The sequence below is a fragment of the Streptomyces sp. NBC_01465 genome, assembly GCF_036227325.1.
Classification (GTDB): domain Bacteria; phylum Actinomycetota; class Actinomycetes; order Streptomycetales; family Streptomycetaceae; genus Streptomyces.
Genome location: NZ_CP109467.1, coordinates 1,470,872 through 1,486,669 on the forward strand (window position 1 = coordinate 1,470,872; position 15,798 = coordinate 1,486,669).

Sequence of the window (15,798 nt, forward strand, 5' to 3'; positions counted from 1 at the left end):
TACTCGTTGCAAGCCGATGTCAGCGCCGACTTACTCTGTGCACGCTCACAGAAAACTGCGACATCGCCTCAACGATCCTCCGGGAGCACCACATGTCCTCCGCCCTTCCGCACGACCGCCTGCCGCTTGCCTACGGGGGTGACTACAACCCCGAGCAGTGGCCGCGGGAGGTCTGGGAGGAGGACGTACGGCTCATGCGGGAGGCCGGGGTCACCGTGGTCTCGCTCGGCGTCTTCGCCTGGGCGCGGACCGAGCCGAGGCGCGGCACGTACGACTGGGAATGGCTCGACACGATCATCGGGATGCTCCACGCGGCGGGGATATCCGTCGACCTGGCCACCCCGACCGTGGTGCCGCCCGCCTGGTTCTACCGCGCCCACCCCGACGCACTGCCCGTCACCCGCGACGGGGTCCGGCTCGCCTTCGGCTCACGCGGCGCGATCTGCCACTCCAGCGCCGACTACCGGGCGGCCGCCGCCTCGATCACCACCAAGATCGCCGAGCGGTACGGCAGCCACCCCGCGGTCGTCCTGTGGCACGTCCACAACGAGTACGGCGCACCTGTCCTGACCTGCTACTGCGACAACTGCGCAGCAGCGTTCCGGCTCTGGCTCCAGGACCGCCACGGCTCGCTGGACGCCCTCAACGAGGCCTGGGGAACGGCCTTCTGGGGCCAGCAGTACGGCGACTGGGAGGAGATCACCCCGCCCCGTACGACCCCCACCGTCTGCAACCCCACGCAGCAGCTGGACTACCAGCGCTTCGCCGACGCCCAGGCCCGCGCCAACTTCGTCGCCGAGCGCGACATCCTGCACCGCCTCTCCCCCGGCGTGCCCGTGACCACCAACTTCATGGTCGCGCCCAGCCAGTGCCAGTCCATCGACTACTGGGCCTGGGCGGCGGAGGTCGACCTCGTCACCAACGACCACTACCTGGTCACCGACGGCCGCCGCACCCACGTCAACCTGGCCCTCACCGCCGACCTGACGCGTTCGGTGGCGGGCGGCGGCCCCTGGCTGCTGCTGGAGCACGCCACGTCCGGCGTCAACTGGCAGCCGTACAACCCGGCCAAGCTCCCCGGCGAGATGGCCCGCAACTCCCTGTCGCACGTGGCCCGCGGCTCCGAGGGCGCGATGTTCTTCCAGTGGCGGCAGTCCCGCAGCGGCGCGGAGAAGTTCCACTCCTCGATGCTGCCGCACGGCGGCACCGGCACCCGCGTCTGGAACGAGGTCGTCGAACTCGGCCGCACACTGGGCGAGTTGGCCGATCTGCGCGCCACCCGCACCCACGGCAACGTCGCGATGATCTGGTCGTGGGAGTCGATGTGGGCGCAGAGCCTGGAATGGCGCCCCAGCGAGGACCTGGACGCCCGTGAGCGGCTCGAATCCTTCTACGAGGCGCTGTACGACCGGCACCTCACCGTCGACTTCTTCGCCCCGTCCGGCATTGGCGGCCTGGACCCCGAGCGATACCCGCTGCTCGTCGTCCCGCAGCTGTACGCGGCGCCCGCCTCCGTCGCAGCCGACCTGGAGAGCTACGTCGCGCGCGGCGGGACGCTGGTGGTCTCGTTCTTCTCCGGCATCGTCGACGAGAACGACACCGTGCACCCCGGCCCGCACCCGGGTGTGCTCCGTGACGTACTCGGCCTGACCGTCGAGGAGTTCAGCCCGCTGCTGCCCGGCGAGAAGGTCACCGTCGGCACCGGTACGGGCGAGACGTACGAGGCGGACCTCTGGGCGGAGGTCGTCGTACCGAACGGCTGCGAGACCCTCGCCACCTTCACCGACGGCCGCACCGCCGGGCACCCGGCGCTCACCCGGCACGTACTCGGCGAGGGCACCGCCTGGTATCTGGCGACGCGGCTGACCGGCGACAGCCTGGCGGCCGTCGTGGATCTCGCCCTCGCGGACGCCGGCATCGCACCCTCCGGGCTCCCGCGTGATGTCGAACTCGTCGTACGGGAAGGCGAGTCGGGCACGTTCCGCTTCGCGATCAACCACACCGACGCCGAGGTGAAGGTCACCCTGCCCGACGGGTCCCGCGCCTGTGTCCCCGCGGGCGCGGTCGAGGTCTTCCGCGACCCCCGCTGACCACTCCTCGCTCCACCCCACCCCCCGCAGATCCAGAGCCGATTCACTGTGAAGGGAACCTTTGTGATGCGCAGACGTACCGTTCTCGCCGCCGCGGGAGCCGCCGCCCTGGCGGCCCCCGTCCTGACCGCGGCCCCCGCCCTCGCCGCGAGCACGCACCGCCGCCTGGAGATCCGCGGCGTGGACATCTCCTCGCTCCCCAAGGACGAGGACTTCGGCGCGGTCTACCGCTACGCCGACGGCCGCCGCGACGACGCGATCCGCATCCTCGCGTCGTACGGCGTCACCCACGCCCGTCTCAAGGTGTGGGTGCACCCGGCGGACGGCTACAACACCAAGAAGCAGATCCTCCCGCTGGCCCGCCGCCTCAAGCGCGCCGGAATCGGCATCTGGATCGACTTCCACTACTCCGACGTCTGGGCCGACCCGGCGCACCAGACCAAGCCCGAGGCCTGGGCGACCCTGGACGTGGCGGGCCTGACCCGGGCCGTCTACGACCACACGGCCGATGTCCTCGGCTCGCTCAAGCGCCAGGGCACGCCCGCCGACCTCGTACAGATCGGCAACGAGATCAACGGCGGCCTGCTCTGGCCCGAGGGCAAGAACTGGGGCGACGGGTCCGGGGGCTGGGCCACGCAGGCCGCGTTCCTCAAGGCGGGTCTCACCGCCGCCCGCGACACCACCCCGCGCGTCCGCACGATGCTCCACATCGCCTCGGGCGGCGACAACGGCACGTCACGCTGGTGGTTCGACAACGCCGTCTCGTACGGCCTGGACTTCGACATCATCGGCCAGTCCTACTACCCCTTCTGGCACGGCGACCTGGCGACGGCGCTCGCCAACATGACGGATCTGGCGGCCCGTTACGACAAGCCGGTCGTGATCGCGGAGACGGCGTACCCGTTCACGCTGGAGAGCGAGGACGCGACGAACGACATCCTGTACGACCCCTCCCAGCTCACGCCGGGCTTCCCCGCGACCCCCGAGGGCCAGGCGGCGTGGCTGCGCGCGGTGGCCGACCTCCAGGCCGCGATCCCCGGCGGCAAGGGCCTCGGCTACTGCTACTGGGAGGGCGTCTGGACGTACCGCGAGGGCGACGGCTGGGACCCGACGGACCCCACCTCCGGAAACGCCTGGGAGAACCTCGCGCTCTTCGACTTCGACGACAAGGCGCTGCCCGGTCTGAAGACCCTGGGCCGCTACCGGGGCTGAGTCCCGCCCCGCTTCCGATGTCGGCGGCTCGCAGCCATGACCGGTGAGTCGCTGCGAGCCGCCGATGTACCAACCGCACGACCCGCACCCGTACCCGCACCTCTGATCCGGGAGGATCACCATGCGCAGACGTACGTTGCTCAAAGCCGCCGCCGCCTCGGTCGCAGCCCCCGCCCTCCTCACCGCGACCGCAGGCAGGGCCTCGGCAGCGACCTCCCTCTCCGTCCGGGGGATCGACATCTCCTCGCTGCCCAAGTCCGAGGCGCTGGGCGGGGTGTACTACTCCACCAGCGGCACCAAGACGGACGCGGTCCAGCTGATGTCGACGGCCGGCATCAGCCACGCCCGCCTCAAGGTCTGGGTCAATCCGGCCGACGGCTACAACAACAAGGCGCACATCCTCCCGCTCGCCCTGCGCCTGAAGGCGAAGGGCATCAAGCTGCTCATCGACTTCCACTACTCCGACACCTGGTGCGACCCGGGCAACCAGGCCAAGCCCGCCGCCTGGTCGAGCTACACGGTCGCGCAGCTCTCCACAGCGGTCTACAACCACACAGCGGACGTCCTCGGCGCACTCGTCGCCCAGGGCACCCCCGCCGACCTGGTGCAGATCGGCAACGAGACGGACGGCGGCATCCTCTGGCCGACCGGCAACTGGGACAACCTCGACAACCTGGCGACGTTCCTCAAGTCGGGCATCAGCGCGGCGAAGGCCACCACGCCGGGCGTCCGCACGATCCTGCACCTCTCCAACGGCGGTACGCAGAGCCTCTACACGTGGTTCTTCGACAACATGAAGTCGCGGGGTGTGGTCTGGGACGTGATCGGGATGTCGTTCTACCCGTACTGGCACGGCGCCCTCACGGACCTGGCGGCCAACCTCGCCTACGTCACGGCCCGTTACGGCACTCCGGCCCTGGTCGCCGAGACCGCGTACCCCTGGACGCTCACGGACAAGGACGGCTTCGCCAACCTGGTCAACGCGAGCAGCCAGCTCACCTCCGGCTACCCGGCGACCTCCGCCGGCCAGAACGCCTGGGTGCGGGCGGTGGCCGACACGGTGGCGGCGACCCCGAACGGAATGGGCCTCGGCTATGTCTACTGGGAGGGATTCTGGACGGCGGTGACCGGCAACGGCTGGGATCCGACCAACGCGTCCTCCGGCAACAACTGGGAGAACCAGGCCCTGTTCGACTACAGCAGCAAGGCACTGCCGGCGCTGGCGTCGATCGGCTCGTACCGCGCCTGACATGCACGGGGGCGGCAGCCGCACGGACTGCCGCCCCCTCAAAATCGCTGTCCGACGGTCGGATCACAGTGATAGAGATTCGGGGTGACAACGACTCTCGAATTCCCTGCCCTGCTGCAACTGATCGACGAACGGTCAACTGCCTTCCGCGCCGCGGTCGCCTCCGCGCCCAGCCTCGACGTACAGGTGCCGACCTGCCCCGAGTGGACGCTGTTCGATCTGGCGCAGCACATAGGCGAGGGGCGCCGCGACTGGGCCGCCACCGTCGCCGCAGGGCCTGCTCCGGCCAAGTCCGCAGCGGAGGGCGCTCCGGCTGTGCCTCGGGAGCGCGAGGCCCTGCTGGCCTGGTTGGCGGAGTCCACGGAGCAACTCCTGGACGCACTGCGGAAAGTCGGCCCGGATCGCGGTTGCTGGGCGTGGTGGGAGACCCTGCAGTCGCCGCACACCTCCGGCACCGTGGCTCGGCACCAGCTCCTGCAGATGGCGGTGCACACGTACGACGCCCAGATCACCTTGGGTGCCCCGCAGCCGCTGCCGGCCGAGGTGGCGCTCGACGGTGTCGACGAGTTCCTGTCCACCTGCGTCGCCACGACAAGTGCCTGGCCGCACAAGCCCGCTGTCATCGACTTCCACGCCTCCGAGGGCCGCTCCTGGCGCCTCTCGCTCTCCGCCGACGGCGCACGGTCCGTCCGCCTCCCCGAGGCCGGCGGCCAGGAACCGGACGCGGCCGACCTCTCCGCGTGGGGCACGGCCGACGAGCTGGTCCTCATCCTGCACGACCGGATCCCGTTCAACTCCCTGAGGCTCGACGGCGACCGAGGTCTCTTCGACCAGCTCAGCGCCTGGGACCCGGACGCGTAGGACGGCGATGACGCCGGTCCGGCTCAGTGCGACGTCACGGTCACCGCGATGACCTGCACCACCAGGCCGAGCACCATGCTCGTTCCTGCCAGGGACCACCGCAGCGCGCGCCACCCTCTCCCGTGCGGCACCAGCAAGCTGATGAGAGTCGCCAGTGCAGCCGCGACCATGACGAGGATCGTCCCGTGCCATACGGCCTGGCTCGGGCCCATGCAGTCCCCCGAGCCGTCGTCGCACCCGCCGTCACCGAACGTCAGGAGCGTGGCCATCACATTCAGGACCACGCAGCCGACGCACCACACGGGCAGCAGGAGCGCGCTGATCAGCCCCGGCGCCCACCATTTGTGGCCGCCGCCCCGCTCCACCATCATCTGTGGCTGCATCATGTGCCCCACCTCCCACCTGGAGGTTATGGGCCCCACCCGCGCCGCACATCCGTACGCGTACTCACTCACCAAGCGACGGATAGTCCGTGTAGCCCTTCGCGTCGCCGCCGAAGAACGTTGCCGCGTCAGGGGTGTTGAAGGGACCGCCCGCCTTCAGGCGCGCCGGGAGATCCGGGTTGGCGAGGAAGAGGGCGCCGTACGAGATGAGGTCCGCGATGCCGTCGTCGATCACCTTGTGGTCGTCCGGGCCCGTGGGGCCCAGCACGTTGATGATGAACGTGCCCGAGAACTGCTTGCGCAGGCCCAGGGTCAGGTCGCGGATCTCGGCGTTCTCCATCACGTGGAGGTAGGCCAGGCCCAGCGGCTCGATCTCCTTCACCAGTGCCGGGTAGACCTTCTCGGCCTCCGCGATCGGCTCGTCGATGTCGTTGTACGGGTTGGCCGGGGAGATCCGCAGGCCTGTGCGCTCCGCGCCGATCTCCGCCACGACCGCCTTGACCGTCTCCACCGCGAAGCGGATGCGGGCCTCGGCCTCGCCGCCCCACTCGTCGGTGCGCAGGTTGGTGCTGGGCGCCAGGAACTGGTGGATCAAGTAGCCGTTGGCGCCATGGAGTTCGACTCCGTCGAAGCCCGCGTCGACCGCGTTGCGGGCGGCTGCCGCGAAGTCGGCTATCGTCGCGCGGATCTCGGCGTCCGTCAGCTCGCGCGGCTCCGTGAAGTCCTTCATGCCCTCGGCCGTGAAGAGCTGGCCTGCGGGGGTTACGGGAGAGGCGCTGACCGGGGTCTGGCCCTCCGGCAGCAGGACCGGGTGGCCGATGCGGCCCGCATGCATGAGCTGGGCGAAGATACGGCCGCCCTCGGCGTGCACCGCGTCCGTCACCCTGCGCCAGGAGGCTACCTGCTCGGCGCTGTGCAGGCCGGGGGTGAAGGGGTAGCCCTGGCCCACGACCGACGGCTGGATGCCCTCGGTGATGATGAGGCCGGCCGTGGCGCGCTGGGTGTAGTACTCGACGGTGAGGTCCGTGGCCGTGCCGTTCTCGCCGGCGCGACTGCGGGTCATCGGTGCCATGGCGATGCGGTTCGTGAGCTGCGTACCGGACAGGTCGATCGGGTCGAACACGGTGGTCATGGCTGCTCCCGGGGGGAAGTGAAGGCGTTAAGTTGGTCGGCCAAGCAATCCGACGAGCACCACCATAGCGCATTCATTGGTCGGCCAAGGTAATCTCGTGGCATGACCTCCGAAGCGTCCGCAGACCCTGCCTGTACCGGCCTCCCCAGCGCGGCGCGCGGCGGCCCCGTCAGCCACCTCGTCTCCCGCGTCTCGCGACTGCACCGCATCGCGGCGGGCAAGGCGCTCAAGGAGGCGGGCCTGTATCCGGGGCAGGAGTTCCTGCTGATGTACCTGTGGGACGCGGGGCCGGCACGCCAGTCCGAGCTGATCCGGGTCCTCGACCTCGACCCGTCCACCGTGACCAAGATGCTCCAGCGCCTGGAACAGACCGGTCATGTACGCCGCTGCCCCGACCCGAACGACCGGCGGGCCGTCCTGGTCGAGGCGACGGACAAGAGCTGCGCCCTGCTCGCCGACGTCGAGCGCGCCTGGACCTCCCTCGAGGAGCACACGCTCGTCGGGCTCGACGCCGGGGAGCGGGCCGAGCTGACGCGGCTGCTCAGTAAGGTCGAGGCCAACCTCTGCGTCGACACCGCCAACTGCCCCGGCGCGTAGGGGAGTTCAGCCCTCCATCACGTTCAGCGCCCGGTCCACGTCCGCAGCCGTCGTGTAGAGGTGGAAGGCTGCGCGCAGGTTCCCCGCGCGGTCGGAGAGCTGGACGCCCGCCTCGCCGAGTTCGGGCTGGCGGTGGCCGAGTCCCGGCGCCGAGACGATCGCCGATCCCGGCGCGGCGACCACCTCGTGCCCCAGCCGGGCCAGTCCCGCACGGAAGCGGTCCGCGAGGGCGGTGTTGTGGGCGTGGATCGTCTCCGGGCCGATCTCCTCGATCAGGGCGAGGGAGCGGCGGGCCCCGGCGTACGAGAAGAGGCTCGGGCTCTCGTCGAACCGGCGGGCGGAGTGGGCGAGTTCGGTGACGGGGCCGTAGCAGGAGTCCCAAGGCTCCTCCCCCGCCACCCAGCCCGCGAAGACGGGGGTCAGCCCGCCCAGGTCCTCGGGGACGACGAAGAAGGTGATCCCGCGCGGGCAGGTGAGCCACTTGAAGGCGACGGCGACCGTGTAGTCGTCCTGGGTCGCGGTCATCGGCAGCCAGCCCGCCGACTGCGAGGCGTCGACGAGGGTACGGGCGCCGTGGGCGCGGGCCGCGTCGCGGATCGAGGAGAGGTCGGCGAGGCGGCCGTCGGCGGACTGGACCGCGCTCACCGCGACCAGGGCCGTGCCGGGGCGTACGGCCTCGGCGAGGGATTCCAGGGGTGCGGTGCGGACCTTGAGGTCGGCGCGTACGAAGAAGGGGTTGACCAGCGAGCTGAAGTCGCCCTCGGCGACGAGGACTTCGGCGCCCTCGGGGAGCGAGGTCGCGATCAGACCCGTGTAGACGGCGACCGACGCCCCGGCGGCCACCCGCGAGACGGAGACTCCGGCGATGCGCGCGAAGGCGGCGCGGGAAGCTTCCACGTCCGCGAACAGGTCGAGATGGAGTCCCGAGGCGGCGGACAGCGCCGCCTCGTGCATGGCCGTGACGGCATCGAGGGGCAGCAGGCCCGTGCTCGCGGTGTTGAGGTACGTGGTCCCGGGCGTGAAGGCGGTGGGCGCGAGAGATTCCATGCATCCCACTCTGAGGCCCCGCCAACTGCTCGTCCATTGCGAATAGTTGGCGGGTACCTCTAAGCGCTGCTTATGCGTCGGCGCCCGCGCCCGGCACCGCGCACCCGTCCGGGCCGCAGACCTCGCCGTCGGCGCTGCTGATCGTCGTCAGGCGCGGCTTGGCGTCCCAGGCCTGGGCGAGCGCCTGTGTGAAGACCTCGGCGGGCTGGGCGCCGGAGACGCCGAAGGCGCGGTCGAGGACGAAGAACGGGACGCCGTTGGCGCCGAGTTCGGCGGCCTCGCGCTCGTCGGTGCGTACGTCTTCGGCGTACGCGGACGGGTCGGCGAGGACCTTGCGGGCGGCGTCCGCGTCGAGACCGGCCTCGACGGCGAGCTCCACCAGGCGCTCGTCGTCGTCGAAGACGGAACGCTCGTCGGCGAAGTTCGCGCGGTAGAGGATGCCGATCAGCTCGTCCTGGCGGCCCTGCTCCTTGGCGAAGTGCAGGAGGCGGTGCATGTCGAAGGTGTTGCCGTGGTCGCGGCCCTCGGTGAGGTACGCGAGGCCTTCGGCGGCGGCGTTCGTGCCGAGGTTGTTCTCGGCCTCCTGGGCCTGCGCCTCGGTCATGCCGTACTTCTTCGCGAGCATCGGGATCACGAGACCGGAGTCGCCCTTGGTGCGGCTGGGGTCCAGCTCGAAGGAGCGGTGCACGACCTCGACCTGGTCGCGGTGCGGGAAGCCCGCGAGGGCCTTCTCGAAGCGGGCCTTGCCGACGTAGCACCAGGGGCAGGCTATGTCGGACCAGATCTCGACGCGCAGCATGTGGCTTCTTCTCTCCAAAGGGGGCGATTCGTGTGCTGTGGGGAGAACACGGCCGCTGAGCTGGTCATTCCCCGGCGGGGACGGTGAGGCTCATCCGGACGTGGTCGGAGTCCCTGCCGTCGGCGGCCCAGCCGTGGCGGGCGTAGAAGCGCTGGGCGCGCAGGTTGTGCTCGAACACCTCAAGGCGGGCGGCGGGGACCTCGGCCTGCTGCCACGCGGCGACGACCGCGGTGTGCAGGGCGGAGCCGACGCCTCGGCTCCAGCGGGCGGGGTCGACGTGGAACTGGGTGAGGGTCATCGTCCCGTCGATCTCCTTGAAGGCGGCGACGGCGACGGCCCGGCCGCCGTCCTCGGCGCAGAGGACGGCGCCGTCGGCGCGGGCGACGGCACGGTGCCAGCCCTCCTTCACCTGCGCGTGGATGGCCGGGGTCGCGTACTCGGACTCCGGGATGTGGCCCTCGTAGTACGTGGCGCGGGCGGCCGCGTGGAAGGCGGCGATGGTGTCGACGTCGGTGGGGAGCGCTGTGCGGATCATGGTGGGAGAGACGTACGGGGATCAGCGTGCGGTTGCGAGGCGACTGAAGGAGGCGCGGTACGCGGAGGGGGTGAGGCCCGTCTTGCGGATGAGGTGGGCGCGGAGAGAGTCGGCGGTGCCGAGGCCGCTGGAGCGGGCGACGGTGTCCATGGGGAGGGCCGTGGTCTCCAGGAGTTCGCGGGCGCGCTCGATGCGCTGGTGCAGGAGCCACTGGAGCGGGGAGACGCCGGTCTCGGCCTGGAAGCGGCGGGAGAGGGTGCGGACGGAGACGCCCGCGTGGCGGGCCAGGTCGGTGAGGGTGAGCGGTTCGTCGAGGTGGCGCATGGCCCAGGCGCGGGTGTCGGCGAAGGAGGCGCCGCGCTCGGGCGGGAGCGGGGTCTCGGTGAACTGGGTCTGGCCGCCGGGGCGCACGGGGGCGACGAGGGCGAGGCGGGCGACGGTGTTGGCGACGGCGGCCCCGTAGTCGGTGCGGACGATGTGCAGGCAGAGGTCGATTCCGGCGGCGTAACCGGAGGCGGTGAGGATCTGCTCGTCCTGGACGTAGAGGACGTCGTCCTGGAGGTCCACGGCGGGATAGCGCTCGCCGAGCTCGCCGGCCATCTGCCAGTACGTGGTGGCCTGGCGGTTGTCGAGCAGGCCCGCCTCGGCGAGGAGGAAGGCGCCGCTGCAGATGGAGGCGATCTGCCGGCCGTCGGCTGCGGCGCGGCGGACGGCGTCCACGGTACGGGCGTCGAAGTTCTGGCGGACGCCCGCGCCCGCGACGATGACCGTGTCGGCGCCCTCGACGGCTTCCAGGCCGCGGGGGATGCGGATGTCGAGGCCGCCGGTGGTGGCGACCGGCCCCGGGTCCGGGGCGCAGATGACCGTCTCGTAGCCGGGGGCGCCGTCGACCTCCACCTTGTCGAAGATCATCTCCGGGATCGCGAGATTGAACATCGATACGGGCGGGGACGCGATGACGGTGATGCGGCGGCGCGTGACGGACATGGCCAGAACCTCCGGACGTATGGCAATCAGGCCACTATTGCACGGGCTTCATGATCGGCAGCCTGGGGGCATGACGACGAACGCAGTGCTCCAAACCCCTCGCACCGATCGGAAGTTGGCCTCCCCCGGGCTGGTCCTGATCGCCGCGCTCCTGGGGTTCTTCCTGGTCACGCTGGATGCGACGGTGGTGACGGTCGCCCTGCCGGCGATGGGATCCGATCTGGGCGGCGGGCTCGCGGGGCTGCAGTGGGTGGTGGACGGCTACACCCTCGCCTTCGCGTCGCTGATGCTCTCGACCGGGGCGCTGGCGGACCGGATCGGGGCCGTCCGGGCGTACGGCATCGGGATCGCGCTCTTCACGCTGGCCTCCGCGGCGTGCGGTTTCGGACCGGGGCTCGGGGTGCTGATCGGGGCGCGGGTGGTGCAGGGGGCCGCGGGCGCGCTGATGCTGCCGGCCTCGCTCGCTCTCGTACGGCAGGCGTACCCGGATCCGGTGCGGCGTGCCCGGGCCATCTCGCTCTGGGCGGCCGGGGCCTCGCTGGCCGTCGCACTGGGTCCGGTGGCCGGCGGGGCGCTGACCTCGGCGTGGAGCTGGCGCGGGATCTTCTTCATCAATCTGCCGGCGGGGATCACAGCGCTGGTGCTGCTGGCCCGGGCGCCGCGGTCGGAGCGGCGGCCGACCCCGGTGGACGTACCGGGGCAGCTGGCGGCTGTGCTGATGCTGGCCTCGGTGACGTACGCGGTGATCGAGGGCGGGGTCGCCGGGGCGGTCGCGGGGGTGATCGCCGTCGTCGCGCTGGTGGCGTTCCTGGTCGTCGAGTCGCGGCATCCGCACCCGGTGGTGCCGCTGGGGCTCTTCCGCGACCGGACGGTGTCGGTGGCGGTGGCCGCGGGAGCTGCGAACAGCGTGGCGTTCTACGGGGTGATCTTTGTACTGAGCCTCTTCTACCAACAGGTGCGCGGGGCTTCGGCGTTGAGCGCCGGACTGATGTTCCTGCCGATGACGGCGCTGATCCCGGTGGTCAATCTCCTGGCGGGAAAGCTGGCGGGCCGGTACGGATTCCGGGTGCCGCTGCTGGCCGGGCAGCTGACGGCGGTGGCGGGCCTGCTGGTACTGCTCCTGGTCTCGGCCGACACACCCGGGCTCCTGCTGGCACTGTCGACGGTGCCGATGGCCGTGGGCGTCGCGCTCACCATTCCGCCGCTGACGACGGCCGTGCTGGAGGCGGTACCGGAGGAGCGGGCCGGGCTGGCCGCGGGGGTGCTGAACGCGGCGCGGCAGGTCGCGGGCGGGCTCGCGGTGGCGGTGTTCGGGGCGCTGGTGGCGGGGCGGGGAGGGTTCGCATCGGGGATGCGGGAGGCGCTGCTGGTGAGTGCGGCTCTGCTGCTGGTCACGTCGGTGGCCACGGCGCGGCTGCGGGTGGCGGGGCGGGGCGGGCGTGACTAGGCGGACTCGCGCACCACGAGGCGCGGTTCGAAGAGGACTCTTGGCTCGGGGATGTCGTCCTGGCGGATCCGGGCGAGCATGAGGCGCGCGGCCTCGCGGCCCATCTCTTCGAGTGGCTGGTGGATTGATGTGAGCGGGGGATCCGTGGCGGCGGCCACCCAGGTGTCGTCGAAGCCTACGACGGCGACGTCGTCCGGGACGCGGCGGCCGGCGGCGCGCAGGACGTCAAGAGCGCCGGCCGCCATGAGGTCGTTGGCCGCGAAAAGTGCATCCATTTCGCCTCCGCCTGCGAGGAGTTGGCGCATGGCCTCGGATCCGGAGTCGCGGGTGAAGTCGCCGTGCGCGACCGGGCCGGGGGTCAGGCCCGCCTCCGCGAGCGCGCTGCGGAAACCGTTCCAGCGGTCGGCGCTGGCCTGGATGCCCAGGGGGCCCGTGATGACGGCGATACGGTGGCGGCCCCGGTCGATCAGGTGCTGTGCGGCGTGGTGGGCGCCGGTCTCGTTGTCCACGTCGACGCCGAAGGCCGGTGTGTAGCCGGAGGGGGCGCCCACCAGCACCGTGGGTACGGCGCTGGCGTCGAGCAGGGCGGGGAGCGGGTCCCCTTCGTGCAGGGAGCTGAGCAGGACCCCGTCTACGTGGCGGGAGGAGAGGAACGCGTTGAGCTGGGCGTGTTGTTGCTGGGACTGGGCGATGGCAAGGAGGAGCTGGATGCCTTCGGCGGCGAGGACCGCGGTGGCACCCCGTACGAGGGGCGAGTAGAAGGGGTCCTCCCAGAAGCCGCGGTCGTCGGTCACGGCGGCTACGAACGCGACGGTGTCGTTGCGCTGGCGGACCAGGGCGCGGGCTGCCGAGTTGGGGACGTAGCCCAGTTCCTCGACGGCTCGGAGGACGGCTGCCGTGGACTCCTGGCTGACGCGGCCGGATCCGTTGACGACCCGTGACGCGGTTCCGCGGCCGACTCCAGCCCGGGCCGCGACTGCCTCCAGCGTTGGCCTCTGCGTTTTCATTGGCCCCCACCCCGCCCCTTCCCGGCTGTGACATTTTGCGGCTCCGCCGCGTGGGGGGCTCCGCCCCGGACCCCGGGGCCCAGTGTGCGGGAGCCGCGCCCTGCGCACCCCCAATTCGGGGGCTCCGCCCCCGGACCCCCGCCTGGTTTTGCGCCTAAACCGGCGCCGCTCTCGCGGAGGTACCTGGCGTGGGTGGGGGTTGCTCAATGGCCGCTTGCGGTCCGTTCGGATGCGACACCGGTAAGCCCACATCAGGCAAGTCCAGCCCGTCAAGGGGGAGATCGAGGACACACGGAACAGCGTTACGAACCGTCCCTCATGTCCTTCGGGGCATAGCCGCGGTACTCGATGCCCGTCCAGCTCACCCCGCAGCCCTCCCCCACCGGTGCCTGCGCCATGAAGCCGACCTCCGCCGACTCCGCGTCGCCGAGCGCGAAGACGCGGACGAACGTCCACGTCTCGCCGTCCAGCGACGCGTGGAACGCGAACGCCTTGCCCGACCGCGTGATCCGGAGCCAGACCGAATTCCCGTCCACCACCCAGGAGTTGGCATCGTCCGAGCGGCCCCGTGTCACCACCGTGCAGATCGTGGGCTTGTCCGGGGACCGTTCCAGGCAGAGCTTCGCCCACTCACGGTCCGAGACATGGAGGTACAGCAGGCCCGCGTCGAAGTCGCCCGTGAAGTCCACCGTCACGTGCGCGATCAGCTGGAAGTCGCCCGCCGGGGGCGTCCCCAGCAGGCGCGGCGCGTCCGACGCCGGGTCGAGCGACTCGCCCGCCGGGGGTACGAAGCGGTCCTCTCTCGGGCCCGTACGGACCGAGAGGGTTCCGGCCTCGTATCCCCAGGGGGCCTGCGGGCCGTACTCCCGCAGGCCGAAGGGGAGTTCGGGGAGGTCCGGTGTCACTCCGGGCGTCCGTCGACTCGGCGCGGAAGCGACAGCGGGTTCGCCTCGCGCAGCTCCGGCGGGAGCAGGGCTTCCGGGGTCGTCTGGTACGCGACCGGGCGCAGCCAGCGCTCGATCGCCGTGCCGCCGACCGAGGTCGACGTCGACGTGGTCGCCGGGTAGGGGCCGCCGTGGTGCTGGGCGGGGGCCACTGCCACGCCCGTGGGCCAGCCGTTGACCAGGACGCGGCCCGCCAGCGGGGTCACCTCCGTGAGGAGGTCGGACGCGTCGCCCTCGCCCGCCGCCTCGGCCGCCGACACCTGGAGCGTCGCCGTGAGGTTGCCGGGGAGGCGCGAGAGGACCGCGGTGACTTCCGCCGCCGAGTCGTAGCGCGCCACCACCGTCACCGGGCCGAAGCACTCCTCCAGGAGCAGGTCGTGGGCGCCGTCCGAGGCCAGCTCCGACGCCGCCACCGTGAGGAAGCCCGGGCTGACCGTGTGCTCGCCGCCCGCGCCGGGCGTCACCGGGGCGTCGACCCCGGGGAGCTCGGCCCGCTCCCGTACGCCCGCGATGAAGTTGTCGCGCATACGGTGGTCGAGGAGGACGCCCGCGGCCGTTGAACTGACCGCTGCCGTCAGGGACTTGACCAGTGCGTCGCCCGCGTCGCCCGACGGAGCGAGGACGAAGCCCGGCTTCACGCAGAACTGGCCCACGCCCAGCGTCATCGAGCCCGCGAGCCCGGTGCCGATCTCCTCGGCACGCTCGACGGCGGCCGCCTCGGTGATCACGACCGGGTTGAGGGAGCCGAGTTCGCCGTGGAAGGGGATCGGGGTGGGCCGGGCGGCCGCCGCGTCGAAGAGGGCGCGGCCGCCTCGTACGGAACCGGTGAAGCCCGCGGCCGAGACCAGCGGGTGCTTGACCAGCTCGACGCCCGCCTCGAAGCCGTGGACGACCGAGAGGACGTCGGCCGGGAGGCCCACGCTCTCCGCCGCCCTGCGCAGCACCGACGCGCACAGCTCGGACGTCGCCGGGTGGTCGGGGTGCGCCTTGACGACGACCGGGCAGCCGGCCGCGAGCGCGCTCGCGGTGTCGCCGCCGGGGACGGAGAAGGCGAGGGGGAAGTTGGAGGCCGCGTAGACCGCGACGACCCCGAGGGGGATCTTGAAGCGGCGCAGGTCCGGGATGGGCGGGGTCGCGTTCGCGTCGGCGTGGTCGATGCGGATGTCGAGGAAGGCGCCCTCCTCGATCACAGCGGCGAACGCGCGGAACTGGGCCGTGGTGCGGGCCAGTTCGCCCGTGAGGCGGCCCGGGCCGAGCGCGGTCTCCGCGTCTGCGGCCTCGATGACGTGCGGACCCGCTTCGTCGAGGAGGTCGGCGGCGGCGCGCAGGAAGGCGGCGCGTACGCTCCGGTCGGCAAGGGATCCGCGTACCGCGTGAGCGGCGCGCACCGCCTCGTCCACCTCCTGAGCCGTCGCCTCCACCGCAACCTCTTCACGCGGCTTCCCGGTTCGGGGGTCGACACTCCAGACTGGTGTTGCTGCCACCGCGAACGTCCTTCCAGATCTACT

At 71.4% G+C, this 15,798-nt stretch carries 15 protein-coding genes; 6 read left to right on the top strand and 9 right to left on the bottom strand.

Translation table 11 applies throughout. The features are described 5' to 3' along the window. Positions 1-92: 92 nt before the first annotated feature. From OG707_RS06645 to OG707_RS06660, 4 genes are all read left to right on the top strand, one after another. The gene (locus OG707_RS06645; protein ID WP_329115365.1) at positions 93-2,090 is read left to right on the top strand and encodes a beta-galactosidase; all 1,998 of its coding nucleotides are present in this window, start codon (positions 93-95) and stop codon (positions 2,088-2,090) included. A 66-nt stretch (positions 2,091-2,156) separates the two neighbouring features. After that, positions 2,157-3,302 carry a glycoside hydrolase family 53 protein gene (locus tag OG707_RS06650; RefSeq protein ID WP_329115367.1) on the top strand — a complete coding sequence of 382 codons (1,146 nt, stop codon included), beginning with the start codon at positions 2,157-2,159 and terminating at the stop codon, positions 3,300-3,302. Positions 3,303-3,423: 121 nt separating this feature from the next. After that, positions 3,424-4,551: a glycoside hydrolase family 53 protein gene (locus tag OG707_RS06655; RefSeq protein ID WP_329115368.1), complete on the top strand. Its 1,128-nt coding sequence runs from the start codon at positions 3,424-3,426 to the stop codon at positions 4,549-4,551. A gap of 84 nt (positions 4,552-4,635) precedes the next feature. After that, complete coding sequence (locus OG707_RS06660; protein WP_329115370.1) at positions 4,636-5,412, top strand: maleylpyruvate isomerase family mycothiol-dependent enzyme; 777 nt, start codon at positions 4,636-4,638, stop codon at positions 5,410-5,412. Between the two features lie 23 nt (positions 5,413-5,435). On the opposite strand, the gene OG707_RS06665 is transcribed toward OG707_RS06660, so the two are convergent. Both OG707_RS06665 and OG707_RS06670 read right to left on the bottom strand, forming a co-directional pair. Beyond that, complete coding sequence (locus tag OG707_RS06665) at positions 5,436-5,798, bottom strand: hypothetical protein (RefSeq protein WP_329115372.1); 363 nt, start codon at positions 5,796-5,798, stop codon at positions 5,436-5,438. Between the two features lie 61 nt (positions 5,799-5,859). After that, the gene (locus OG707_RS06670; protein WP_329115374.1) at positions 5,860-6,927 is read right to left on the bottom strand and encodes an alkene reductase; all 1,068 of its coding nucleotides are present in this window, start codon (positions 6,925-6,927) and stop codon (positions 5,860-5,862) included. Positions 6,928-7,029: 102 nt separating this feature from the next. Between OG707_RS06670 and OG707_RS06675 the strand changes: the two genes are divergently transcribed. Next, a complete protein-coding gene (locus OG707_RS06675; RefSeq protein WP_329115376.1) occupies positions 7,030-7,524 on the top strand; it encodes a MarR family winged helix-turn-helix transcriptional regulator in 495 nt (164 codons plus the stop codon). A gap of 6 nt (positions 7,525-7,530) precedes the next feature. On the opposite strand, the gene OG707_RS06680 is transcribed toward OG707_RS06675, so the two are convergent. From OG707_RS06680 to OG707_RS06695, 4 genes are all read right to left on the bottom strand, one after another. Continuing rightward, entirely contained in the window at positions 7,531-8,571 is a 1,041-nt protein-coding gene (locus OG707_RS06680) for an aminotransferase class V-fold PLP-dependent enzyme (RefSeq protein WP_329115378.1), read from the bottom strand. 70 nt (positions 8,572-8,641) lie between these two features. After that, entirely contained in the window at positions 8,642-9,367 is a 726-nt protein-coding gene (locus OG707_RS06685; RefSeq protein ID WP_329127642.1) for a DsbA family oxidoreductase, read from the bottom strand. A 67-nt stretch (positions 9,368-9,434) separates the two neighbouring features. Next, positions 9,435-9,905, bottom strand: a complete 471-nt coding sequence (locus OG707_RS06690; protein ID WP_329115380.1) for a GNAT family N-acetyltransferase — start codon at positions 9,903-9,905, stop codon at positions 9,435-9,437. Positions 9,906-9,926: 21 nt separating this feature from the next. Continuing rightward, positions 9,927-10,892 carry a GlxA family transcriptional regulator gene (locus tag OG707_RS06695; protein WP_329115382.1) on the bottom strand — a complete coding sequence of 322 codons (966 nt, stop codon included), beginning with the start codon at positions 10,890-10,892 and terminating at the stop codon, positions 9,927-9,929. 70 nt (positions 10,893-10,962) lie between these two features. On the opposite strand from OG707_RS06695, the gene OG707_RS06700 reads away from it, so the two are divergent. Further along, complete coding sequence (locus tag OG707_RS06700) at positions 10,963-12,339, top strand: MFS transporter (RefSeq protein ID WP_329115384.1); 1,377 nt, start codon at positions 10,963-10,965, stop codon at positions 12,337-12,339. Here OG707_RS06700 and OG707_RS06705 read toward each other — a convergent pair. The 3 genes from OG707_RS06705 to OG707_RS06715 all read right to left on the bottom strand — a co-directional run bounded on the left by OG707_RS06705 (position 12,336) and on the right by OG707_RS06715 (position 15,774). Then, positions 12,336-13,346, bottom strand: coding sequence for a LacI family DNA-binding transcriptional regulator (locus OG707_RS06705; protein WP_329115386.1), 1,011 nt, complete (start codon positions 13,344-13,346; stop codon positions 12,336-12,338). The two genes, OG707_RS06700 and OG707_RS06705, sit on opposite strands and share 4 nt — an antisense overlap. A gap of 302 nt (positions 13,347-13,648) precedes the next feature. After that, positions 13,649-14,251 carry a DUF1349 domain-containing protein gene (locus OG707_RS06710; protein WP_329115388.1) on the bottom strand — a complete coding sequence of 201 codons (603 nt, stop codon included), beginning with the start codon at positions 14,249-14,251 and terminating at the stop codon, positions 13,649-13,651. Further along, the gene (locus tag OG707_RS06715; protein ID WP_329115389.1) at positions 14,248-15,774 is read right to left on the bottom strand and encodes an aldehyde dehydrogenase (NADP(+)); all 1,527 of its coding nucleotides are present in this window, start codon (positions 15,772-15,774) and stop codon (positions 14,248-14,250) included. The genes OG707_RS06710 and OG707_RS06715 overlap by 4 nt, the downstream gene beginning before the upstream one ends. Between the last annotated feature and the right edge of the window lie 24 nt (positions 15,775-15,798).